This is a genomic window from Alloalcanivorax balearicus MACL04, from assembly GCF_025532145.1.
GTDB classification, from domain to species: Bacteria; Pseudomonadota; Gammaproteobacteria; order Pseudomonadales; family Alcanivoracaceae; genus Alloalcanivorax; species Alloalcanivorax balearicus.
The window spans coordinates 172,938-194,406 of sequence record NZ_ARXS01000001.1 but is presented as its reverse complement, the minus strand read 5'-3'; the positions used below and the strand labels follow the sequence as shown (position 1 = coordinate 194,406).

Genomic DNA, 21,469 nt, shown 5'->3' with positions numbered 1-21,469 from the left:
AAGAAACTCGCCGGAGGAGGGGGTGGTACCGTAGCCCTCGGCATCATGTAAAGCGGCAAAACTGGATTCAGTGACAACGCCACTCTCGAATCCATCTCTATGTAATTGCAACGTGTTCATAGCACTAACGCCCCAACCCACTTGCCCCAAGCTTACAGCTGAGCCTCAATTGCAGCCTTGTCAATGACTGACCAGACGCGCGCAATCTTGGCCTCCCGAAACTCGTAGAAAACGTTCTCCGCGAAGGAAATCGCTTTCCCATTTACGCTTAGGCCAAGAAAGGTTGCCGAAGGCGAGCAATCGAAGCGTAAACGGCTTGCGATATGAGGTGGTTCTACTACTAACAGTTCAATGTTAAATTGCAGGTCTGGGATTTCTGAAAAATCCTTCTCCAGCATCTTGCGATAACCCGGCAAGCCCAGAACGCTGGCATTGTGCTCAACATCGTCGGCTACGAAATACTCTAGTTTTTTCCAATCCTGCGCGTTCAGACACGCGATATAGCCCTTGTAAACGCTGGTGAGTTCCGCACTGGTCATTTTGAAGTGCCTGTGGCCGTGAGAGTTTGTCGCCGGCGGTTGTTCCGACGCCTAACGCCGCGCTCGCCAGAAAACGAAGAGCGCAGCGGGTAATTTTCGCTAGTGCAGCGCCTTGTTAGGCTTTTTGAACAATAAGATACAGATGTAATGCTGAGTGTTGATCATACTCTAAGTGCCTGCAAACACAGCCTGAATTTGAGATAACTTCAAGCAGCGTTGGAATGCCTAAGGAGCCTCTGAAAAACGTCACCCCGGGTCAAGCCCGGCATGACGTTTTTCAGAGGCTCCTTAGGTGTTGCTATCGCCATTGTCTTTGTGTCATTGACAGGTCTTTCCATTTGCCTTCCTTGACTGGAAAGAGTGGCTGTGAAGCACCGGGCAAGATCTGACCCAAATGACACAACTCTTTTGGCCATGTATCCAACAGGAATCATTTGTATTTCCTGGCATTTATCTTGAGCCGCGCGTAAAGGCCTCGCTCCGTGGCGTGCACCCGCCTAACGTCCAAGTAATCGGCTAAACAAGCCTCGCTTTTTAATCCGATTGACCAGCTCGCCAGGTTGCCATTCATGGGTGCCAAAACGGGCTTCTTGTAAGTGCTCGGACCAAACATCAACTCCGACACCTTCAGCCAAAGCAGCGATGATGGATGTGGCGCGCTGATTCAGTTCATCAACGGTTTTGATCAAGCCTTCCTTTGGCACCTTTATGTTTTCATGCTCTTCGCCCTCATCGGGGTCGAGTTGCCTGATATAGAAAAAATTATCGTCGACCGCGACATGGATTTCCCAGCCCTGATCCGCATCCCAGTATACTTTGCCGGGATCATCATAGGACTCAAGGGCAGAGAAGAAGCGCTGCATTTCATTGAGTGAATCATACCAAGGGAACGAGATTGCGCTTTTTCCATCTTTCTCCCGCAACCAAAGCCGCATCCAGAAGTATGATCGGATTGAATTGAAGTCCTTTTCGTATCTAACGGCTTTTTCAACTATCTGCCTATAGAAGATGATTAGCTCCTCTTCATAGCCCAATGCTTCCGACGTCCTGACAATGGAGTCAGCCTCTCGCTTGAAGCTCGGTAACGGGTTATTCTCTTGATACTCCTCGTTTTCAATTTGGGAAATATCATTTGGATCACCTGTATAGAATGAATCTGAGAGCAGAAAGCATATCTCAGCCTCAACTGCCTCCAGCTCTTTGGAGTTTTGTTTCCAATCCATCTCTTGTGACATGCTTTCAACCTAACAGCTATTTCAAGGGCATTTTTCGTTTATCTCAATAAGGTTTCTCCCGCTTCGGATCGCCAGCGCAGGCAAACCGAAAAGCCGGACCTCGGGTTTACGAACGCCACGCTTTTATTGCTTCAACGACCCGCTCTTTATGTAAGGGCGAAATATTGCGCCCCTTGTAGATCGATTTGCTGACTTTGAGGATCGGTGCGCTGTTATGGACGTCCTCGGAAAGCCAGTTCAGGTAATCCCGGCCACGCTGCCGGTATTCCTGTATCTCATCGGGCGTCAACTGGATGAGGACGTTATAGCTGATAAAGCTATGATGGCAGCTTATATCCAATAGCAGCCCCCCCGAGTCTTCAAGAAGAAACCATCGATAGGGTTCGTGGTCTAGAACCTTCACGGTTGCCACCTCCTAACGTTTGAATGAATGAGTCTGTGCAACGTAAATGGGGGCAGGGCTGTCTTCTTGGCTTCTCTTAACCCTTAAGGGCTACCGAATCATGAAAGTGCACGATCCCGGGCACCACGACTCGAGCATAAACCCCGAATTTGAGACCCGACTGCTGCGAGATATGCCGCAGAATGCCCGGCTCTTCCGGCAGCTCGCTTTGCGCAAATGCCACCATGCCACAACGTTCGGTGGTAGCATACACCTCCAGCTCGACTTCCTTCCCCACGTACAACCGCTTACCCAACCAAGCCTGCTCGACCAAACCGGTGCCTGGAACGTCGATGACCAGATTGGGGCGGAAGCGCCTGGTGCTCTTGCCACTCCCAAACTTCCCCTTGGTATCCCTGACAGCAAACAGACGATCACCTTCGACACCACGCTCCTCCATCCGAAGCGCCTCGCACCGCTCGCCCAGCATTGACTTGACGGGATAGCGCCATAGCTCGCTGACGGTTCCCATGGATGTCATTGGCACCTCCATCGCACAAATGGCGATCAGTCGTCTTCTCTATGAGGCTAGGCCTGGATAAGCAAAAGACAAGACTTGAACTCCATTGCCCTCAAGCCCGCAGAACTTAACGCCTGGTTCCGGCATGATCCCGGTCGAACGACCGCATCAGGCGGCCCGCCAACGGGCTTTATTGGGCCCAGTTTTCGATTCGTAATCCCGATACGCGGCTAAATTCACTGACGTTATTGGTGACAACGATGAGCCCCGCCGAACGGGCGTGGCCGGCGATCATTTGGTCGTATGGGCCTATGTTTTTCCCGGAGCACCTCAATTCGTTGCGAATCTGGCCAGTATGAGCAGCAGCCAGTGTGTCGTAGTCAAAAATATCCAACCGGGCGGCAAACTGTTCGATCTCCGCAATATTTCGGTCGGGGTTGCTGGACTTTTCCGCGCCAAAATAGAGCTCCATCATGGTCACGGAAGACACACACATCTGGCCATCGTGGGCAATGAAGTGATCGCGAACCTGGCGGGGGCGATTGTTCAGGGTGTAGATCACGATGTTGGTGTCGAGCATATATCGGATCATTCAAGCGCATCCCGTTCCTGATCATCCGGCTGTTCCCGCTCTGCCATGAAATCATCAGTGACACTGGAATCCCGATCGAACCAGGTTGCCCACCCCTGTCCGGCCGGCACGATGACGCGCGTATTGCCGACGCGAATAATGTCCACTTCCTGGACATCGGATGAGAAGTCCAGCGCCTTGGGCAGTCGAATCGCCCGGCTCTGGTTGTTTTTGAAAATACGCACGCGTTCCACTGTTCGGCCCTTTTGGCGGATTGTATATGTGTCAGACATATACAATCCTGGGGCGCCGTTCCCCATATGTCAATACCATATACATCCGCTTGCCTATTCAGACAGGAGGGAAACACCGGAGTGTATATGGGAATCCTTATTCGCCAGCGAGCTGGCTTCCCATAGAGCAAGGAGGCTATACGAAGCCGCGCCGCCGCCAAACCCAGGCCATCAACAGCCCCCGGCTGGCCATCCACAGATTCAGGGCCAGCCACAGGCCGTGGTTGTCCAGTGGGCGGGTGAGCCACCACATCGGAAAGAACAGTAAGGTGGCCACCAGCATGGTGTTACGCATTTCCCGGGCCAGGGTGGCGCCGACGAAGACGCCGTCCAGCCAGAAACCGGCGCTGGCGGTGAGGGGGAGCAGCAGCATCCAGGGCAGGTAGTGGGTGGCGGTGTCGCGGATGGCGGGCAGGTCGCTGAGCAGGTGGATCAGTGGTACGCCGCCGAGGGCGAAGCCGATCAGGGCGATCACCGCGACGATCAGTGTCCACAGGCCGGTGCGGCGTACCGCTTGATGAAGCTCCGTGGTCCGGCCCCGTCCCAGGGCATCGCCCACCAGGGCTTCGGCGGCGTTGGCGAAGCCGTCCAGGGTGTTGCTCAATAACAGCAGAAAGGTAATCAGAACAGCGTTGGCGGCGAGGGTAGTGTCGCCGAGGCGGGCGCCCTGGGCGGCGAAAAAGAAGAACACGGTGAGCAACGCCACGGTGCGCAGGAAGATATCCCGGTTCACCGCCATCAGCCGCATCATCGGCGCGGCCTGCAGCAGCAGGTGTCTCGGCAGGGTCCGCCAGGCGTCGCCGAAGATATGCCGGCGCAGCCAGAACAGGCCGCCGGCGAGGCCGATGTACTCCGCCGCGGCGCTGGCCGCGGCCACGCCGCGCACATCGAAGTGCCAAACCTGCACCAGCAGCACATCCAGCAGGGCATTGCTGCTGTGCATCAGCAGCGTCATTTTCAGCGGCACGCGGGTGTTGTGCATGCCGATGGCGAAGCCGATCAGGGCGAAGTTGGCCAGCGCCGCCGGGGCGCCAAGAATACGCAGGTTGATGTAGTCCCTGGCCAGGGTCTGCACCTCGTCGCTGCCGCCGAGCAGCCACAGCGACAGTTCGCGCAATGCCGGCTGCAGCAGGATCAGGGCAACGCCAATAGAAAAGGAAAGGAGCAAGGCCCGTAGCAGTACCACCAGGGTGTTGTCGCCGGCGCCGCGCGCCTGGGAGGTGAAGCCGGTGGTGCCCATGCGCAGGAAATTGAAAGAAAAGTAGAGGAACATGAACACGTTGCCGCCCAGCGCCACCGCCGCCAGAAATACGGGCGACGACAGATGGCCAACCACGGCGGTGTCCACCAGGCCCAGCAAGGGGGCGGTGGCGTTGGATAACAGCAGGGGCCAGGCCAGTGCCCAGATGCGCCGGTCCAGGTTGGTGTTGCGGTTCATGTCAGGACGGCGGCCGGCGCAGTAGCGTGAGGACAAACAGCGCGGCGGCGGCCACCACGATGGACGGTCCCACCGGCGTGTCCGCGTACCAGCTCATCGCCATGCCCAGGGTCACCGACAGCAGCCCGAGCACGCTGGCGCGCATGGCCATCTGCTCCGGGGTGCTGGACAGGCGCCGGGCGCCGGCGGCGGGGATCACCAGCAGGGAGGTGATCAGCAGCACCCCCACGGTGCGGATGGCGCCGGCGATCAGCAGCGCCAGCAGCAGCATCAGTAGCAGGCGGGTGAGGGCGACGGGCACCCCTTCCACCTGGGCCAGCTCTTCGTTCACGGTGATGCTCAGCAGCGCGCGCCACTGCCAGACCACCAGGGCGATGATCAATGCCGCTCCGGCCCACAGCGCGAGCACGTCGTTCCAGGTCACCGCCAGCAGGTCGCCGAACAGATAGGCCATCAGGTCCACCTGTACGCTTTGCTGCACACTCAGGCTGATCACTCCGAGGGCCAGAGTGGTGTGAGCGACGATGCCGAGCAGGGTGTCGCCGGCGATCTGTCTTTGCTGTTGCAGGCCGGTCAGGGCCAGGGCGATGGAGAGGCAGGCCACCACCACCGCCAGATACAGGTTCACATCCAGGGCCAGGGCCAGGGCGGCGCCGAGCAGGGCGCCGTGGGCCAGGGTGTCGCCGAAGAACGCCATCCGCCGCCACACCACGAACGCGCCCATGGGGCCGGAGACCAGCGCCACCGCCAGGCCGGCCAGCAGCGAGGGCAGCAACAACTCAATCATGGTGGTGCTCCCCGTGGTCATGGTGTTCAGGGTCATCATGCACATGGCCGTGCAGATCGTGGGCGTGATCGTGGTCGTGGGTGTACAGCGCCAGATTGGGGGTGCCGGCGCGGGGTCCGAACAGTTCGTGGTAGGCCGGGTCCCGGCTCACCGATTCCGGGGTGCCGGAGCAGCACACATGATGTTGCAGGCACACCACCTGATCGGTGCGCGCCATCACCAGATGCAGATCATGGGAGATCAGCAGGATGCCGCAGCCGGTGCTTTCGCGCACTTCGCTGAGCAGGCCATAGAGGGCGTCCTGGCCGGCCACGTCCACGCCCTGGGCCGGTTCGTCCAGCACCAGCAGGTCTGGTTTGCGCAGCAGTGCGCGGGCCAGCAGCACCCGTTGCAGTTCACCGCCGGACAGCCGCCGCACGGCCCGGCGGCGCAAGTGGGAGACGCCGGTGCGGGCCAGGGCTTCACGGCGATGACGGGTACGGCCCGGCGCGGCCAGCCAGAGAAAACGGTCGACGGTGAGCGGCAGGCTCTCGTCCACCTGCAGATGCTGGGGCATGTAGCCGATGCGCAAGCCCGGACGGCGCCAGACGCGGCCCTGATCCGGCGCCTGCAGGCCCAGTACGACACGGGCCAGGGTGCTCTTGCCGGCGCCGTTGGGGCCGATCAGGGTGGTGATGCCGCCTGGATTCAGGGTCAGGGATACCCGCTCCAACACCGGCTCCGCGCCGAAGGAGAGGGAAACGTCATCCAGTTGCACCAATGCCGTGTCCATAAACAGGCCCATTCTCAAAAGCCGTGATGATATACTATTTCACTTGTTCCGAGGCGCTCTCATTGACGTCCGGGTTTGCTGTTTTCGGGGATGCCCCATGCGCTGTTTCTTGTTGATCCTGCTGTTCCTGGTGGGGTGGTCGGTTTCGTCGGCCTCGCCATCCTCTTCCGTCACCATTGTCGCCAGTGTCGAGCCGCTGGCCATGGCGTTGCGGCAACTGTATGGCGACCAGGCCGAGGTGGTCACGTTGCTGGCGCCGAATCAGAATCCGCACCATCTGTCGTTGTCGCCACGCCAGGCTCTGGCGGTCCGGGACGCGGATCTGGTGGTGTGGCTTGGCGAGGATGCCGAGCCGCCAGTGGCGGCGCTGATCCGGCGCCGTTCCGGTCCCAACCTGGCCCTGGCGGACTTGCCGGGCGCCGAAGTGCGTGATGGCAGTGCCGGCCACGATCACGCCGGAGACCACGCCGGTCATTCGCACAGTCAGATCGATCCGCATTTGTGGCTGGCGCCCGCCAACATGGTGGTACTGGCGCGAGCATTGGCGGAGCAGGACCGGGTGCCCTTGCCGGCGATGGAACCGGGCCGCTTCATCGCCGCGGTGGAAGCCGCCGAACAGTCCATTGCCGCGCGCCTTGCGCCGCTGCAAGAGCAAGCCTGGCTGACCTACCATCATCCCTACGCCTATTTTCAGCACCACTTTGGCCTGGCCGACCCGCTGGTGATCAGCGAGCAATTGGGCGCGGGGCCGAGCAGCCGCCGCTTCGTCACGTTGGCGGCGCGGATCAGTAAAAGCAATATGCGGTGTGCTCTGCTGGAGCCGGAAGCCCAGGGGCAACTGGTAAAACGGCTGTGTCCGAATTGCGACCTGATCAGGCTGGATCCGTTGGGCCGGGACCACGCCGACAGCGGTTACAGCGACTGGCTGGAACAGGTGGTCACCCCCGCTTTCGTCGCCTGTTTGCAGCAGGGACCGTGATATTGGCCCGTCCGGGCCCATTGAGCGCGGCGCCGAAACCGGTATGCTGATGCGCTTGTTTGAATAAGAGCAGAGCGGATGGGTGAGCAGGGACCGTCAGCAGGTAAGGAGAGCGAGCGCCTCGCCCTGGCGTGCTGGGATTATGCCTGGCCGCTGGCGCGTGAGTACCGGTCTCTGGACCGTGTGCTGGATGAGACGGTGGCTCGCGGTTTTAACGCCCTGCGCCTGGATCCCTTTCCCCATCTGCTGGCGGCGCCGGCGCGCGGTGTCCATATGGACCGTTGCGAGCTGGATGTGCCCGCCGACCCGCGCCGTGACCTGTCCGCCACCAAGGCCACTATCCGCATTCGCCGCAGTGTAAGGCGGCTGATGCAGGGGGCCGCCGACCGTGGCCTGTCGCTGTGGCTGAACAGCCATTTCCTGCCGGATTCCCGTGCTCGCCGCTCTTTCGTGCGACGGCCGGAGGATTTCGTCGATGTCTGGGCTCAGACCCTGGGTCTGATTCGGGAATGGGAGCTGCTGGACCGGGTGGTGGCGGTGGATTTCTGTCACCAGTTCCCCCAGCCGCCGGCGGCCCATGGGCTGATCCGCCGGGTGTTCGGCCGGTCACCGGAGCGGCCGCTGCCACGGCACTGGAGCGAGCGCGAGGAACGGTCCCTGGAAGCCTATCTGGTGGAAGTGCCGAGGACGTTGCGGGCGCTGTTCCCTGGTGTGCGCTTCGGGGTCAGTTGTGGCGCCGGACAAAGTGAGTATCTGCGGCAGATGGACACCGGAGAGCTGGATTTTCTGGAGCTGGCGCTGTGGCTCGACGACGATCCCCGTTTTCGCCTGGCCAGCGGCGAGCGCCTGCCGGTGCCCGGCCGGCTCGGCCGGATGCTGGCGCCGCCGGTGCGACAATTGTTGATGGAGGCCACCGGCGAACAGTGGTTGCGGCGTCTGCATGATCAGTTGAACCGGCGGCTAGCGTTCGCCCGGCTGCGGCGCATGGAACCGGTCCTGGGCGACGGCTATTTGCAGGTGTCCCGGCCGCCTTCGTCGTTGCCCCGGGGCTGGGCGGCGTTCATCGAGTCCACCGTGGATCAGGCGCTCACCGCCGGGGTGTCGGTGATGACACCGACCAGTTTGGCGCGTCCGCAGACGGCCTGGCTGTGGCAGGAACAGGATTGGCTGGAGCAACTCAACCGGCGTATCCGCGCTGGCGGGTAACGCCAGCAGCGTATTGAAGAAACAGGGCCCGCGTTACCCGTATCAATGAAAGGCTACAGACTGAGTGCATTGAAGCGGTAGCCAAAGATACGGGCAAATTCCGCTGGATCCTTGCTGCCTTGCCCCTGGGCATGGGCGGAGACCGGCCCGGCCAGGCGGGACAGCCAGAAACGCAGCGCCGCCACCGCCAGGGCCAGTGACAGCACCTCCTCGTCGTAGTGACTTCCGCCCTCACGGTAACCGGCCAATAACGCCGCCTCACGGCGTGGAACCGGCCGGCCGTCGGCGGCCACGCACCAGTCGTTCAGTGCCACCGCCAAATCGTATTCCGGCCGTTCCGCGCAGGCGTTGTAAAAGTCCAGCACGCCGCTCAGGTGATCGCCATCGAACAGCACGTTGTCGCGGAACAGGTCGGCGTGGACCAGTACCCCGGTGGGGGGCGTCTTTTTCCAGCGCTTCAGGATCTGGGCGGCCTGATGGGTGGCGGCGTCCGGCAATCGCGTGGGCTGTTCCATGAAACGGGCCAGCCGTTCCCGCTCATTGGGCAGGCGGCCGAGGTCGTCAATCGGTGCCTGATGCAATTGCGCCAGCACATGGCCGATCTGGCGGCAGTGTTCTACCTGTGGGCTCAGACAATGCTCGCCGCGCAAGCGTGGCATCAATACCGCCGGCTTGCCCTCCACCTCATGAACGGTACGCCCCTTGCCGTCGGCCAGCGCCGGTGCCACCGGCAAGCGTGCCAGAGCCAGATCGGACACCACCTTGATGTAGGGCGCCAGCTCGTCCTCGTCGAACTGTTCGAACACGGTCAGCACCACTTCCCGGGTGGCGCCATCGTACTGGCGGGCTTCGATCAGGAAAGTACTGTTTTCAATGCCGTGGCTGGCGGCGATGGCCGATACCAACTCCAGGTTGTAATGCGTTAGCACCTCGGCGATGCGGCGTTGGGACACGGGCGTGTAGACGGACATGAACGTCTTCCTTGAAACACAGGGCATCCACCGGGGAGAGAGGGCGCCCGAAAAACGGCCGGGGATGACCGAGCCGTTTACATTGACCGATGGTATAACTCTCGCATTTCCCGGGCACGATTTGTAAAAAATATTTTACAAATCTCCTCAGCAAGGAGCAGACATGGCATTACAACACACCCTGGAGCGGCATACGGTCCGCACCCTGATGAAACTCCCCGGCAGCGCTCTCGGGCGTCTGGCCGGTCTGGTGGAAAAAGTCGACCGCGGCCGTCTGGACCCGCGCTTGCGTCTGTTACTGGCGCTCGGCGACGGTCGCAAGGGGTTTCATCAACTGCCGCTACCCAAGGGGCGTGCCTTTTATGCTCAGATGATCGACATGCTTGATGTCGGTCACGAAGCGGTGGCCCAGGTCAGCGATCTGTGCGTGCCGGTGGTCGGTGGCGATATCCTGGTGCGTTTGTACCGTCCGGTGGCGGCGCCGATTCCGGCCCCGGCCATCGTTTATTTCCACGGCGGCGGTTTTACCATTGGTTCCGCCGTGGAATACGACCGGTTGTGCCGCTATCTGGCCAACCGCACCGGCGCGGTGATCCTCAATGTGGACTACCGGTTGGCACCGGAGCATGTGGCGCCCACCGCCGCGGATGACGTGGTGGCCGCCTGGCGGTGGATTCTGAGCCAGGCCGACAAGCTGGGATTGGATGTCCAGCGTTTGGCCGTGATGGGGGACAGCGCCGGCGGCAATCTGAGCATCGTCACCGCGCAACAGGCCGCGCTGGAAGGGCTTGCCAAGCCGAAACTGGTGGTGGCGGTTTATCCGAAAACCGACGGCGAGACGAATTTCGAGTCGGCGGTGACCTTGGGGGCCGGTGAAGGCGGACTGGACCGGGACATGATCGCCTGGTTCCACCAACAGTACCTGCCTGATGACAGCCTGCTGGACGATATTCGCATCTCGCCGCTGCGCAACCCGGATCTGCAGGGGCAGCCGGAAACCATCCTGGTGACCGCCACCGATCCGCTGCGCGACGAAGGCCTGGCCTATGGCGAAAGACTCAAGGCCGCCGGGGTCACCGTGGTGAATCTGGACTACCCGGAGCTGGTACACGGCTTCATCACCATGGGCGGCGCCATTCCTGCCGCGCGCAAGGCGGTGAACGCCATCTGCCGGCAGATCCGCGAGCGTCTCTGAACCGATGCCGGTCCAACAGCGGTTTCATGGCTTTTTTGTGGGAGCTTCAAGGTCCGGAATTCGCCAGCAGGCTGGCTCCCACAGGTTGCGCTACGAAGCCGCTGTGGGAGCTTGCCTGCAAGCGAATCGTTGTGGCGTTGGGAGACAGAGCCCTTCGCCAGCCGGTGGCGCCACCCCGGCGGACTTCTCCGGTCGATTGGGCCCGAGCCTTCGCGTTACACTGTGGCCTTTCCTCACAGTGACCCAGGGACCCCCATGGCCGAGTCCAAACCGATCATTCTTGTCGACGGTTCTTCCTATCTTTACCGCGCTTTCCATGCCTTGCCGCCGCTGACCACCTCCAATGGGCAGCCCACCGGCGCGGTACGGGGCGTGGCGTCGATGCTGCGGAAGCTGATCAAGGACTACGATCCGGAATACATGGCGGTGGTGTTCGACGCCAAGGGCAAGACGTTCCGGGATGAACTGTTCGAGGAGTACAAATCCAACCGGCCGCCGATGCCGGACGAACTGCGCGAGCAAGTGCAGCCGTTGCACGATCTGATCCGCGCCATGGGGCTGCCTCTGATCGTTGAAGAGGGGGTCGAGGCGGATGACGTGATCGGCACCTTCGCCCGCCAGTTCGGCGGCGACGGCAAGGACGTGCTGATCTCCACCGGCGACAAGGACATGGCACAGCTGGTCAACGGCAAGGTCACCCTGATCAACACCATGACCGACACCCTGCTCGACGTGGACGGGGTGAAAAACAAATTCGGCGTCGGCCCGGAACTGATCATCGATTTCCTGGCGCTGATGGGCGACAAGGTGGACAACATCCCCGGGGTTCCCGGTGTCGGTGAGAAAACCGCCCTGGCCCTGTTGCAGGGGCTCGGGTCGATGGAGCAGATCTACGCCGACCTGGACAAGGTGGCGGAACTCTCCGTGCGTGGCGCCAAAACCCTGGGCAAGAAACTGGAAGAGCACCGCGAGCAGGCGTTCCTTTCCTACAAGCTGGCCACCATCAAGGTGGACTGCGAGCTCAAGGAAGCGCTCAAAGACCTGAAAATGGGCGACCCGGACACGGAAGCCCTGATGCACCATTACCGCACTCTCGAATTCAAGGGATGGCTGGCGGAACTGCTGGAGGGCGAGGATCCGGCCGCCGGCGCTGCGGCGGTTGAGGGTGAAGGGAGAGAGCAGGGCGCGATTCAGCGTGATGGCTACGTCACCATCGTCGACGAGGCCGGGCTGGAGGCCTGGGTGAAGAAGCTGACCAAAGCCAAGGTGTTCGCCTTCGACACCGAAACCACCAGCCTGGATTACATGCAGGCGCGCCTGGTCGGCGTCAGTGTGGCGCTGGCGCCGGGCGAGGCCGCCTATATTCCATTCGGTCACGATTACCCCGGGACGCCGGATCAACTTCCCCGGGAACGGGTATTGGACACGCTCAAGCCGATCCTGGAAGACGACAACATCAAGAAGGTGGGCCAGAACCTCAAATACGACATGAGCGTGCTGGCGGTGGACGCGGAGATCACCCTGCGCGGCGTGGCCTTCGACACCATGCTGGAGTCCTATGTGCTGGATTCCGTCGCCACCCGCCATGACATGGACTCCCTGGCGCTCAAATACCTGGGCCACAAGACCATCAGCTTCGAGGAAATCGCCGGCAAGGGCGCCAAGCAGCTGACCTTCAATCAGATTGGCCTGGAGGAAGCCGGTACCTACGCCGCCGAGGACGCGGACATCACCTGGCGGCTGCACGAAGCGCTGTGGCCGAAGCTGGAGAAGGAAAAGTCCCTGGAGCGGGTGTTCAAGGAAATCGAAATACCGCTGGTGCCGGTACTCAGCCGTATCGAGCGCAACGGCGCCTATGTGGACGCCGCCAAACTGCGGCACCAAAGCCAGTATCTGGCCAAACGCATGGCGGAGCTGGAAGAGAAAGCCTACGAGCTGGCGGGGCAAAAATTCAACCTGGGCTCGCCCAAGCAGCTCGGTGAAATCCTCTACACCAAGCTGGAAATTCCGGTAATCAAGAAGACCCCGAAAGGCGCGCCTTCCACCGCCGAGGCGGTACTGCAGGAACTGGCGCTGGAGTACCCGTTACCGGAAGTGATCATGGGCTACCGGGAAGTGGCCAAACTGAAAAACACCTACACCGACAAGCTGCCGGAGCTGATCGACTCGCGCACCGGCCGGGTGCACACCTCCTACCATCAGGCGGTGGCGGCCACCGGACGGCTGTCTTCCAGCGATCCCAACCTGCAGAACATTCCGGTGCGCAGCGAGGAAGGGCGCAAGATTCGCCAGGCGTTTTCCGTGCCTCCGTCGGACGGTAAAGCGGCGCGCAAGATCGTTGCCTGTGACTATTCCCAGATCGAGCTGCGGATCATGGCCCACCTCAGTGGGGACAAGGGGCTGCTGGACGCCTTCGAAAAGGGGCTGGATATTCACCGCGCCACCGCCGCCGAGGTCTGGGGCAAAACCGTGGATGAGGTCAGCGACAATGAACGCCGCAATGCCAAGGCCATCAACTTCGGCCTGATTTACGGCATGAGCGCCTTCGGCCTGGCCAAACAACTGCGCATTCCGCGCGGTGAGGCGCAGGAATACATCGACCGCTACTTCGAAAAATACCCCGGCGTGCGCCGCTACATGGATGACACTCGCGCCACCGCCGCCGATAAAGGCTACGTGGAAACCCTGTTTGGGCGCCGCCTGTATCTGCCGGAAATCAACAGTCGCAATGGTCAGCGCCGCCAGGCCGCCGAACGCACCGCCATCAACGCGCCGATGCAAGGCTCCGCCGCCGATATCATCAAACGGGCCATGGTGCAGGTCCACGACTGGCTGGACACCACCGACTTTGATGCCCTGATGATCATGCAAGTGCACGATGAGCTGGTCTTTGAAGTGGCGGAGAAGCAGGTGGAATCACTGGTCAAGGAAGTGCGCCAGCGCATGGAGGCCGCCGCCGAACTGAAAGTGCCGCTGATCGTGGATGCCGGCATCGGTGACAACTGGGAAGAGGCGCATTGAGCCTCTCAATCCCGAGGTTCAATATCGAGAGCGGTCCACGACAACGGAATTCATGATCAGGAGCCCCCATGGAATCTCATTTCTGGGAAGAAAAGTGGCACAAACAAGAGTTGGGGTTTCACTTGCCGTTCGTGAACCCGGTACTTAAACGCAATCTGCCGGTCTTTGACTTGCCGGCCGGCTCCCGTGTGTTCCTGCCGCTGTGTGGCAAGACCCTGGACATGAGCTGGCTACTGGAACAAGGCCACCGGGTGGTGGGCGCCGAACTGAGCGAGCTGGCGGTGCGCCAACTGTTCGAGGAGCGGGGTGTGGAACCCGAGGTGGACGACTGGGCCGGAGGACGTCGCTGGCACCAAGGGGGCCTGACGGTATTCCAGGGCGATCTGTTCGAACTCACCGCCGAGCAATTGGGCCCGGTGGATCTGGTCTATGACCGGGCCGCTCTGGTGGCCCTGCCCGAGGCCATGCGTGCCCGCTATGCGCCCCATATTGGCGCGCTGACCGGCAATGCGCCGCAATTATTGATCAGCTTTGAATACGACCCGACGGAGATGGACGGTCCGCCGTTCCCGGTGTTCGCCGAGGAAGTGCGGCAGCTCTATCAGGATCAGGTGCGCTACGCTCTGCAAGAACTGGTTCGCCAGGACGTTATCGAGAAGCAGGACCGTTTCAAGGCCGCTGGCGTGACCTCCTTTGTACAGGTGGCGTGGAAGCTGAGTCCGCTGTCCGTTTGAGCGGAGAGCGGATGTGTTTCACGCGCCCTGAATATCCAGGGCGTTGTGAATCAGCACCACGCATTGGGACGCGAACAGCATTTTCGGGCCCAGGCTGATTTTCTCCGCCCCCAGCCGCTTGAGGCTGTTGAAGCTCTTCTTCGGCATGGGAATGTGGTCGGTGAGCAGAAAGCAAGGATTGTTGGGGAAATCCACGTCCTGGATCGGCTTGCCTTTCTTGTCCATGACATAAAGCTGATAGTCGTTGGCCAGGTCCTGAACCAGCTTTTCGAAACTCAGCGTACTCACGGTAATACCCGGTGCCACCGCCAGGGTTTGTTCCTTGCCCATACCCTGGGACACGTCCAGGGCGGTGGCGATCCTGTCCAGCAATGCCTGCTCGTGGAAGCCGCCGAGATCGCGGATATCGTCAGCGGCGAAAGCCACGGTGCGTGAATAGTCCTGAGTGCTTTCCAATACCAGGTAGACGGTGACATCGTCGCGGTGGGACTGCGCAACGAACAGGGCGTTCATCAGGCTGTGCGCCAGAATCTCGGTATGGGCGGCCTGCCCCACGCCTTCGCGCAGGCGGCGACTGTCGGTGGGGGCGGCTCGGGCGCGCAGAACGAAGGCTCTCATGATCGTTGCTTCATGGTGACTGGGGCGGCTAGTGTCGGCGATTGTGACGGGGGCGGCAATGCGGCACCGGCCTGGTGCTGGCTGGAACCCCCCAGCGCTCATGGCAATGCCGTATAATCCCCCCGCGGGGCCGTCCTGGCCGGAATCAACTGAAGCAAGGAAAGAACCATGCCGTCCTTCGACATCGTTTCCGAAACCGATGAAGTGGCGCTGCGCCACGCCGTGGATAACGCCAACCGGGAGTTGGCCAGCCGCTTTGATTTCCGTGGCGTGGAAGCCAGTATCGAACAGAACGGGCTGTCGGTGACGCTGAAGACCGAGTCGGAATTCCAGGTTCGCCAGCTCGAGGAGCTGTTCGCCAAGGCCTGTGTAAAACAGAACCTGAGCGCCGCTGGCGCCGACCGGGAAGACAAGCCGGTGCACAGCGGCAAGACTTTCTCCCTGACTCTGGCTTTCAAGCAGGGCATCGACCAGCCCACCGCCAAGAAGATCGTGAAGATGATCAAGGACAGCAAAATCAAGGTGCAGGCGTCGATTCAGGGGGACCAGGTGCGGGTCAACGGCAAGAAGCGGGATGACCTGCAGCAAGTGATCGCCATGCTCAAGGAATCCAAGCTGGAACTGCCGCTGCAGTTCAACAATTTCCGCGACTGACCGGCGCCCTTGATAGCGGAGCGAAGTGCCATGTCGAATCAAACCAAGTCGGATCAAGCCGTATCGGATCAAACAAGGGCGCTGGCCCGGCGGTTGACGCTGGTGTGGTTCGCGGTGCTGGCGGCGCCGCTGCTGGTGGGCATTGCCATCGCGTTGCTGGTGGCTTACGGCCAATTCCAGCCGCTGGCGGAACTGGTGCCGGCGGATACCGCCCGCATGGTGGCGGTGGGCGCCATGGGACTGATGCTGGTGGTGGCGCGGCCCTTGCGGAAGGTGCTGCTGGCCCCGGAAACGGTGGCCGCGCGGCTGCTGAAGGATCCTCGGGCGAAAAGCGCCGAGGGCCAGGAGCTGGCGATGCTGAAGGCGCAAGCGGGAGCCTTCTCGTTCCTGGGCGTGATGGACCTGGTGTCGGTGCTGGCGATCGTGCTCAGTCTGGCCCACGCTGACGTCGTGCTGGCCCTGATCAACGGTATCTTCAGCCTGATCCTGGCGCTGGTGGCCAAACCGGATTTCGCCGCTCTGATCGATAACGTGGCGGCCGAGCTGCGCCGCCCTTCCTGAACACATCACACTAGTGCGCCGCGCACGCCGATTCGCCGCCAGGGCAGCTCCCACGGCCGCTTCGTAGCCACCTGTGGGAGCCTGCCTTGCAGGCGAAGGTTGTCCCAGCGTGCCAGCAGGGCCGCCGCCATAGGGGCTTGGAAGGCGGCGCCTGCTCGGCGTCATCCCTCAATTGAACACTGTCCGAAACATCTTGTTAATGAACATCGTTTAATAGATGGGCTGTCCTGTGTCTAAATTAAACAACGTTCAAATAAGGGGAATGACAATGACACTCACAGGACGAACCTTCGGACATTGGTTGTTGGGACTGGCGTTGGTGATGAGCGCGAAGATCGTGGCGGCGGCGGGTCTGATGACCCCGGCGGACGGCAGTGAACCGCCGCTGAGCATTCGCGAGCAGCATGTCACCGTGGATGTGGAGGACGGTTACGCGGTCACCGAGGTGGAGCAGGTGTTCCACAACCCCCACGACCGCGATTTCGAGGCCTGGTACAGCTTCCCGGTACCGCGCCAGGCGGCGGTGGCGGAGTTCACGGTGTGGATCGACGGCAAACCGGTCACCGGCGAGGTGCTGGAGAAACAGAAAGCCCGCGAGGTCTACGAGCAGGAAAAAGCCGCCGGTCGCGACGCCGGTCTGATGGAAAAGGACGATTACCGCACCTTCGACGTGTTCGTCAGCCCGGTACGGGCGGGCCAGGACACCCGGGTGCGGCTGGTGTATCTGCAACCGGCTTTTGTCGATACCGGCATCGGCCGTTATGTCTATCCGCTGGAAGAGGGCGGCGTGGATGAAGAGCGCCTGTCATTCTGGACCGCCAACGACAAGGTTGAGCAGCATTTCACCTTCACCATGAATCTGCGCACCGGCTATCCGGTGGAGGCGGTGCGTCTGCCCAAGCATCCGCAGGCTCAGGTAAAACAGCTGGGGCCACAACAATGGCAAGTGACGCTGGACAGCCGTGCCGGAGCCGCCGAAGGGGCGGAAGAGGGCGCGACGACCGCTGGCGAAGGCGAGGACCCGGCGTCGCCGGCGGCGGCCTTCCGGCTTGACCAGGATGTGGTGGTGTACTGGCGGCATGCGGCGGATCTGCCGGGCAGTGTGGACCTCGTGGCTTATCGTGCCGCCGGCGCCTCCCGCGGGACCTTCATGCTGAGCCTGACTCCCGGGGACGATCTGCAACCGATCACCACCGGCAGCGACTGGGTATTCGTGTTGGATATCTCCGGGTCCATGCAGGGCAAGCTGGCGACGCTGGCCGAAGGAGTCAGCCAGGCGTTGGGTAAACTGCGCCCCGGTGACCGCTTCCGCATCGTGCTGTTTGATGACCACGCCAGCGAGTTGACCAATGGCTATGTGGTGGTGAACCCGGAGAACGTGCGTCATTACGTCAAACGAGTTCAGGCTCTGGGCCCTCAGGGCGGCACCAATCTGTTCGATGGTCTGAAATTGGCGCTGCGGCCTCTGGACGCGGACCGGCCTACCGGCATCGTGCTGGTGACCGATGGCGTGGCCAACGTCGGTGTCACCGATCAGAAGAAATTCCTCGAACTGCTTGAGACCCATGACATCCGCTTGTTCACCTTCGTCATGGGCAACAGCGCCAACCGGCCGATGCTGACCGCGCTCACCGACGCCAGCAAGGGCTTCGCGGTAAACGTCTCCAACAGCGATGACATTGTCGGGCAGATTCTGCTGGCCACCAGCAAGGTGACCCACCAGGCCATGAACAATGTGAAGGTGGACATCGACGGTGTGAAAACCGCCGACGTCATCCCTGAACGTCTGGGCACCGTATACCGAGGCCGCCAGATGGTGCTGATGGGGCACTATTGGGGCCAGGGTCCGGCGGACGTGACGCTTACCGCCGAGGTGGGCGGCGAGAAACGGCGCTACAAAACCCGCTTCGAATTCCCGGCCAGTGGAGGCGACAATCCGGAACTGGAGCGGCTGTGGGCCTACGCCATCATCGAGGGAATGCAGCGGGAGCTGAACAATTTCGGTGACAACGCCGACCTTCGTAACGGTATCGTCGATCTGGGCCTGGAGTACGGCCTGGTCACCAACTACACCTCCATGGTGGTGCTGCGGGAAGAGATGTTCCAGCAGTATGGTATTGATCGTGATAACGCCAGACGCCGCGATATCGAACGTCTGGCCAAGACCCAGCGCGAACAGCAGGCCCCGGTTTCCAATCGGGTTGATAGCTCACAGCCGATGTTCAAGGGCCATCGCCCGTCCATGGGCGGCGGTGGTGGTGGCGGTGGCGCCTTCGGGCCACTGGCCTGGCTGCCGTTCCTGATTCTGTTGCTGGGCGGATGGTGGCGGCAGCGTCGCTAAGGAGAGAGAACGTCCCATAAAGCAGGTGTGTCGCGGCCCTTTTCATAGTGGAAAGGGCCGCGCTGTTTTGGTGTCCTCGCCGGGCTCGGCCGTGCCGGTGATACTGGGAGCGGTCACGGATAGCATGCTACATTGACCCGGATTTCCTGGCGCGGAGCGCGCCCTGGCTTCAACGACAATCAAGCGGGACCTGATCATGACTATATCCGTTGGCGATAAACTGCCTGACGTCACCATCAAAACCAATGGCGCCAAAGGACCGGAAGACCTGTCCACCGGCGATTTCTTCAAAGGCCGCAAGGTCGTTTTGTTCGCCGTTCCCGGCGCATTTACCCCCGGCTGTTCCGTTACCCACATGCCCGGTTTCGTGGTGAACGCCGACGCGTTGCTGGAGAAAGTGGATGCCATCGCCTGCATGGCGGTGAATGATGCTTTTGTCATGGGTGCCTGGCAGCAGGACCAGAACGCTGAACACATCACCATGCTGGCGGATGGCAACGCCGAGTTCACCCGCGCCCTGGGACTGGAGCTGGATGCCAGCGGTGCCGGTCTCGGTGTGCGTAGCCAGCGCTTTGCCCTGATCGCCGAGGACGGCGTGGTGAAGTATCTGGGCGTGGACGCCAAAGGCGTGGACAAAAGCAGCGCGGAAACCGTGCTGGCCGAGCTGGGCTGAGAGGTATCCGCTGGTGCGCGCCGGTATCGGCGGACCATGAATTTTATGTAAAAACACCGGCCCGAAGGCTACCCATGAATGGGGATGTCGCCGAGGATACAGCCCTTTCATTCACGTAGAATCTCGGGCTTTCAGGAAAAGAGGTGGGTACATGGAACAGATCGAAACATTCATCAATGAAAACCTGATGCCATACGCCTGGAGTTTCGCCATGGCGGTGGTGGTCTTCGTCATTGGTATCTGGGTGGCCAAGCGTATCTCCAACTGGTGCAAAGGGCTGTTGAACAAGCGCCTGGACCCGACGGTGGCCAATTTCCTGGGTAACATCATCCACATCCTGCTGTTTGTCTTCGTGGTGATCGCCGCACTGGATCAACTGGGTGTCGAGACCACCTCTCTGGTGGCCATCGTCGGTGCCGCTGGCCTGGCCGTGGGCCTGGCACTGAAGGATTCCCTGGGCAATTTTGCCGCCGGCGTCATGTTGATCATGTTCCGGCCTTTCCGTACCGGCCATTATGTGGAGGTCGCCGGCACCTCCGGTACCGTGAAGGAAGTACGCATCTTCGCCACTATTCTGCACACGCCGGACAATAAAGTGGTGACCGTGCCCAACGGCGCTATCCTGGCCACCGATATCACCAACTACAGCGAGATGCCGACCCGCCGTGTGGACATGGTGTTTGGAGTCAGTTACTCCGCCGATCTGAGCAAGGTGAAGCAGATCCTGCAGGAAGTGCTTGCCGAGGACGAACGGTGTCTGAAGGATCCGGCCCCGACCATCGTTGTGGGCGAGTTGGCGGATAGCTCCGTGAACTTCCTCTGCCGTCCCTGGGTGAAGAACGCGGATTACTGGGCGGTACTCTGGGATACCACCGAGAAGGTGAAACGCCGCTTTGATGAGGCCGGTATCGGCATTCCGTTCCCGCAAATGGACGTGCACCTGAACAAACTGGACGGCTGATCATTGCTGAGCCGGTGCCCGGGCGGCACCGGCCCGTAACGGGAGAACCGTAATGAAAGTATGGGGCCGCGCGGATTCCACCAACGTGAAGAAAGTGCTCTGGTGCGCTGACGAACTGGGGCTGGATGTGGAGCATCAACCGCTTGGTGGCCGCTACGGCGGGTTGGATGAGCCAGTGTACCGGGAAATGAATCCCAACGGCTTGATTCCCTGCCTGCAGGACGGCGACCTGGTGTTGTGGGAATCCAATGCCATCGTTCGTTATCTTGGTGCTCAGTACGGCGCGGGCCGGGTGTACGCCTCGGATCCGAAACGCCGGGCCGGCGCGGACAAATGGATGGATTGGGCCTCCACCACCTTGGTGGGTGCCTACAAGGACTGGTTCATCAACCGGGTGCGCAAGACCACGGAGACCCGTGATTCGGCAGCCATGGAACGGGGGCTGCGGGTTTTGCGCGAGCAACTGGCGGTGGCGGACCGGGCTTTGGCCGGCCAGCCTTACCTGTCCGGTGATGACTTTGGCATGGGCGATATCCCGCTGGGCTGTCTGAGCTATCCGTGGTTTGAGCTGGATGATCAGCGCCCGGATCTGCCTCACCTGGAAGCCTGGTATCACCGTCTGGCTGAGCGCCCCGCATATCGCCACCGGGTGATGATCGAGATCAGCTGATTTCCTTCCTGTCCTGTCGGCCGTCCAGGCTGGCAAGCGATCCTCGCTGGAACAGAAACAGACTCGGCGCGCCGGTCAGGGCGCGCCAATCTTGTTGTTTTTTGCTCAATCCTGTTACGCGGTTCTCCTGATGGATGAGACAAAAGTCACAATCCAGTTACAGCCGCTGACAACGGAAACCTCGGGGTTACCTGAGCACGCGCCGTTAACATGACGTAAATCACATTCTACATTTTTTCATAGCCACCCTTTGTACATTCGTTCATTCGAGGTTCATCGGTTTTCAGGGGGACGGGGAGCTCAACCCTGGTCACTGGATGACCTGAATTTTTCGAACAATGGTGACTC

Annotated in this window: 22 protein-coding genes; 11 read left to right on the top strand and 11 right to left on the bottom strand. The window is 61.0% G+C overall.

What is annotated here, in order from left to right; translation table 11 throughout:
- Positions 1-152: 152 nt before the first annotated feature.
- The 9 genes from MA04_RS00905 to znuC form a co-directional block, all read right to left on the bottom strand.
- Positions 153-539, bottom strand: a complete 387-nt coding sequence (locus MA04_RS00905; RefSeq protein WP_163125021.1) for an ester cyclase — start codon at positions 537-539, stop codon at positions 153-155.
- 497 nt (positions 540-1,036) lie between these two features.
- A complete protein-coding gene (locus tag MA04_RS00900) occupies positions 1,037-1,774 on the bottom strand; it encodes a hypothetical protein (RefSeq protein ID WP_262459123.1) in 738 nt (245 codons plus the stop codon).
- Between the two features lie 106 nt (positions 1,775-1,880).
- Positions 1,881-2,177 (bottom strand): hypothetical protein, encoded by a 297-nt coding sequence (locus MA04_RS00895; protein ID WP_262459122.1) that lies wholly within the window; start codon positions 2,175-2,177, stop codon positions 1,881-1,883.
- A gap of 76 nt (positions 2,178-2,253) precedes the next feature.
- The gene (locus MA04_RS00890) at positions 2,254-2,697 is read right to left on the bottom strand and encodes an MOSC domain-containing protein (RefSeq protein WP_262459121.1); all 444 of its coding nucleotides are present in this window, start codon (positions 2,695-2,697) and stop codon (positions 2,254-2,256) included.
- Between the two features lie 169 nt (positions 2,698-2,866).
- Complete coding sequence (gene vapC, locus MA04_RS00885; protein ID WP_394356137.1) at positions 2,867-3,256, bottom strand: type II toxin-antitoxin system tRNA(fMet)-specific endonuclease VapC; 390 nt, start codon at positions 3,254-3,256, stop codon at positions 2,867-2,869.
- A gap of 8 nt (positions 3,257-3,264) precedes the next feature.
- On the bottom strand, positions 3,265-3,492 hold the full coding sequence (locus MA04_RS00880; protein WP_262459118.1) for an antitoxin: 228 nt from the start codon (positions 3,490-3,492) through the stop codon (positions 3,265-3,267).
- Between the two features lie 184 nt (positions 3,493-3,676).
- Positions 3,677-4,978 carry an MATE family efflux transporter gene (locus tag MA04_RS00875; protein WP_262459116.1) on the bottom strand — a complete coding sequence of 434 codons (1,302 nt, stop codon included), beginning with the start codon at positions 4,976-4,978 and terminating at the stop codon, positions 3,677-3,679.
- A gap of 1 nt (position 4,979) precedes the next feature.
- Complete coding sequence (znuB, locus tag MA04_RS00870; RefSeq protein ID WP_163125029.1) at positions 4,980-5,765, bottom strand: zinc ABC transporter permease subunit ZnuB; 786 nt, start codon at positions 5,763-5,765, stop codon at positions 4,980-4,982.
- On the bottom strand, positions 5,758-6,537 hold the full coding sequence (znuC, locus tag MA04_RS00865) for a zinc ABC transporter ATP-binding protein ZnuC (RefSeq protein WP_163125031.1): 780 nt from the start codon (positions 6,535-6,537) through the stop codon (positions 5,758-5,760). The genes znuB and znuC overlap by 8 nt, the downstream gene beginning before the upstream one ends.
- A gap of 97 nt (positions 6,538-6,634) precedes the next feature.
- Between znuC and MA04_RS00860 the strand changes: the two genes are divergently transcribed.
- Both MA04_RS00860 and MA04_RS00855 read left to right on the top strand, forming a co-directional pair.
- The gene (locus tag MA04_RS00860; protein WP_262459114.1) at positions 6,635-7,516 is read left to right on the top strand and encodes a metal ABC transporter substrate-binding protein; all 882 of its coding nucleotides are present in this window, start codon (positions 6,635-6,637) and stop codon (positions 7,514-7,516) included.
- 78 nt (positions 7,517-7,594) lie between these two features.
- Positions 7,595-8,722, top strand: a complete 1,128-nt coding sequence (locus MA04_RS00855; protein ID WP_262459113.1) for a cellulase-like family protein — start codon at positions 7,595-7,597, stop codon at positions 8,720-8,722.
- Positions 8,723-8,775: 53 nt separating this feature from the next.
- Here the strand turns inward: MA04_RS00855 and MA04_RS00850 are convergent, their stop codons facing one another.
- Positions 8,776-9,693, bottom strand: a complete 918-nt coding sequence (locus MA04_RS00850) for a homoserine kinase (protein ID WP_262459112.1) — start codon at positions 9,691-9,693, stop codon at positions 8,776-8,778.
- Positions 9,694-9,856: 163 nt separating this feature from the next.
- Here MA04_RS00850 and MA04_RS00845 point away from each other — a divergent pair, with 163 nt between their 5' ends.
- The 3 genes from MA04_RS00845 to tmpT all read left to right on the top strand — a co-directional run bounded on the left by MA04_RS00845 (position 9,857) and on the right by tmpT (position 14,643).
- Positions 9,857-10,888, top strand: coding sequence for an alpha/beta hydrolase (locus MA04_RS00845; protein ID WP_262459111.1), 1,032 nt, complete (start codon positions 9,857-9,859; stop codon positions 10,886-10,888).
- Positions 10,889-11,143: 255 nt separating this feature from the next.
- Positions 11,144-13,909: a DNA polymerase I gene (gene polA / locus MA04_RS00840; RefSeq protein WP_262459110.1), complete on the top strand. Its 2,766-nt coding sequence runs from the start codon at positions 11,144-11,146 to the stop codon at positions 13,907-13,909.
- Between the two features lie 68 nt (positions 13,910-13,977).
- A complete protein-coding gene (gene tmpT / locus MA04_RS00835) occupies positions 13,978-14,643 on the top strand; it encodes a thiopurine S-methyltransferase (RefSeq protein WP_262459109.1) in 666 nt (221 codons plus the stop codon).
- Positions 14,644-14,661: 18 nt separating this feature from the next.
- On the opposite strand, the gene trmY is transcribed toward tmpT, so the two are convergent.
- A complete protein-coding gene (gene trmY, locus MA04_RS00830; RefSeq protein ID WP_163125044.1) occupies positions 14,662-15,261 on the bottom strand; it encodes a tRNA (pseudouridine(54)-N(1))-methyltransferase TrmY in 600 nt (199 codons plus the stop codon).
- Positions 15,262-15,429: 168 nt separating this feature from the next.
- Between trmY and MA04_RS00825 the strand changes: the two genes are divergently transcribed.
- From MA04_RS00825 to MA04_RS00800, 6 genes are all read left to right on the top strand, one after another.
- Entirely contained in the window at positions 15,430-15,915 is a 486-nt protein-coding gene (locus tag MA04_RS00825; RefSeq protein WP_014996635.1) for a YajQ family cyclic di-GMP-binding protein, read from the top strand.
- A 30-nt stretch (positions 15,916-15,945) separates the two neighbouring features.
- Positions 15,946-16,476 (top strand): hypothetical protein, encoded by a 531-nt coding sequence (locus MA04_RS00820; protein ID WP_262459108.1) that lies wholly within the window; start codon positions 15,946-15,948, stop codon positions 16,474-16,476.
- Between the two features lie 268 nt (positions 16,477-16,744).
- Entirely contained in the window at positions 16,745-18,817 is a 2,073-nt protein-coding gene (locus MA04_RS00815) for a VIT and vWA domain-containing protein (protein WP_262459106.1), read from the top strand.
- Positions 18,818-19,013: 196 nt separating this feature from the next.
- Positions 19,014-19,490 carry a peroxiredoxin gene (locus tag MA04_RS00810; RefSeq protein WP_262459105.1) on the top strand — a complete coding sequence of 159 codons (477 nt, stop codon included), beginning with the start codon at positions 19,014-19,016 and terminating at the stop codon, positions 19,488-19,490.
- A 151-nt stretch (positions 19,491-19,641) separates the two neighbouring features.
- Positions 19,642-20,451 carry a mechanosensitive ion channel family protein gene (locus MA04_RS00805; RefSeq protein ID WP_262459104.1) on the top strand — a complete coding sequence of 270 codons (810 nt, stop codon included), beginning with the start codon at positions 19,642-19,644 and terminating at the stop codon, positions 20,449-20,451.
- 52 nt (positions 20,452-20,503) lie between these two features.
- Complete coding sequence (locus tag MA04_RS00800; protein ID WP_163126752.1) at positions 20,504-21,121, top strand: glutathione S-transferase family protein; 618 nt, start codon at positions 20,504-20,506, stop codon at positions 21,119-21,121.
- Positions 21,122-21,469 lie beyond the last annotated feature (348 nt).

What these genes read in the sequence shown, in the direction of transcription:
- MA04_RS00905 (WP_163125021.1), bottom strand. Translation starts at nt 539, where the DNA reads ATGACCAGTGCGGAACTCACCAGCGTTTACAAGGGCTATATCGCGTGT.
- MA04_RS00900 (WP_262459123.1), bottom strand. Translation starts at nt 1,774, where the DNA reads ATGTCACAAGAGATGGATTGGAAACAAAACTCCAAAGAGCTGGAGGCA.
- MA04_RS00890 (WP_262459121.1), bottom strand. Translation starts at nt 2,697, where the DNA reads ATGACATCCATGGGAACCGTCAGCGAGCTATGGCGCTATCCCGTCAAG.
- vapC (WP_394356137.1), bottom strand. Translation starts at nt 3,256, where the DNA reads ATGCTCGACACCAACATCGTGATCTACACCCTGAACAATCGCCCCCGC.
- MA04_RS00875 (WP_262459116.1), bottom strand. Translation starts at nt 4,978, where the DNA reads ATGAACCGCAACACCAACCTGGACCGGCGCATCTGGGCACTGGCCTGG.
- znuB (WP_163125029.1), bottom strand. Translation starts at nt 5,765, where the DNA reads ATGATTGAGTTGTTGCTGCCCTCGCTGCTGGCCGGCCTGGCGGTGGCG.
- znuC (WP_163125031.1), bottom strand. Translation starts at nt 6,537, where the DNA reads ATGGACACGGCATTGGTGCAACTGGATGACGTTTCCCTCTCCTTCGGC.
- MA04_RS00860 (WP_262459114.1), top strand. Translation starts at nt 6,635, where the DNA reads ATGCGCTGTTTCTTGTTGATCCTGCTGTTCCTGGTGGGGTGGTCGGTT.
- MA04_RS00855 (WP_262459113.1), top strand. Translation starts at nt 7,595, where the DNA reads ATGGGTGAGCAGGGACCGTCAGCAGGTAAGGAGAGCGAGCGCCTCGCC.
- MA04_RS00850 (WP_262459112.1), bottom strand. Translation starts at nt 9,693, where the DNA reads ATGTCCGTCTACACGCCCGTGTCCCAACGCCGCATCGCCGAGGTGCTA.
- MA04_RS00845 (WP_262459111.1), top strand. Translation starts at nt 9,857, where the DNA reads ATGGCATTACAACACACCCTGGAGCGGCATACGGTCCGCACCCTGATG.
- polA (WP_262459110.1), top strand. Translation starts at nt 11,144, where the DNA reads ATGGCCGAGTCCAAACCGATCATTCTTGTCGACGGTTCTTCCTATCTT.
- tmpT (WP_262459109.1), top strand. Translation starts at nt 13,978, where the DNA reads ATGGAATCTCATTTCTGGGAAGAAAAGTGGCACAAACAAGAGTTGGGG.
- trmY (WP_163125044.1), bottom strand. Translation starts at nt 15,261, where the DNA reads ATGAGAGCCTTCGTTCTGCGCGCCCGAGCCGCCCCCACCGACAGTCGC.
- MA04_RS00825 (WP_014996635.1), top strand. Translation starts at nt 15,430, where the DNA reads ATGCCGTCCTTCGACATCGTTTCCGAAACCGATGAAGTGGCGCTGCGC.
- MA04_RS00820 (WP_262459108.1), top strand. Translation starts at nt 15,946, where the DNA reads ATGTCGAATCAAACCAAGTCGGATCAAGCCGTATCGGATCAAACAAGG.
- MA04_RS00815 (WP_262459106.1), top strand. Translation starts at nt 16,745, where the DNA reads ATGACACTCACAGGACGAACCTTCGGACATTGGTTGTTGGGACTGGCG.
- MA04_RS00810 (WP_262459105.1), top strand. Translation starts at nt 19,014, where the DNA reads ATGACTATATCCGTTGGCGATAAACTGCCTGACGTCACCATCAAAACC.
- MA04_RS00805 (WP_262459104.1), top strand. Translation starts at nt 19,642, where the DNA reads ATGGAACAGATCGAAACATTCATCAATGAAAACCTGATGCCATACGCC.
- MA04_RS00800 (WP_163126752.1), top strand. Translation starts at nt 20,504, where the DNA reads ATGAAAGTATGGGGCCGCGCGGATTCCACCAACGTGAAGAAAGTGCTC.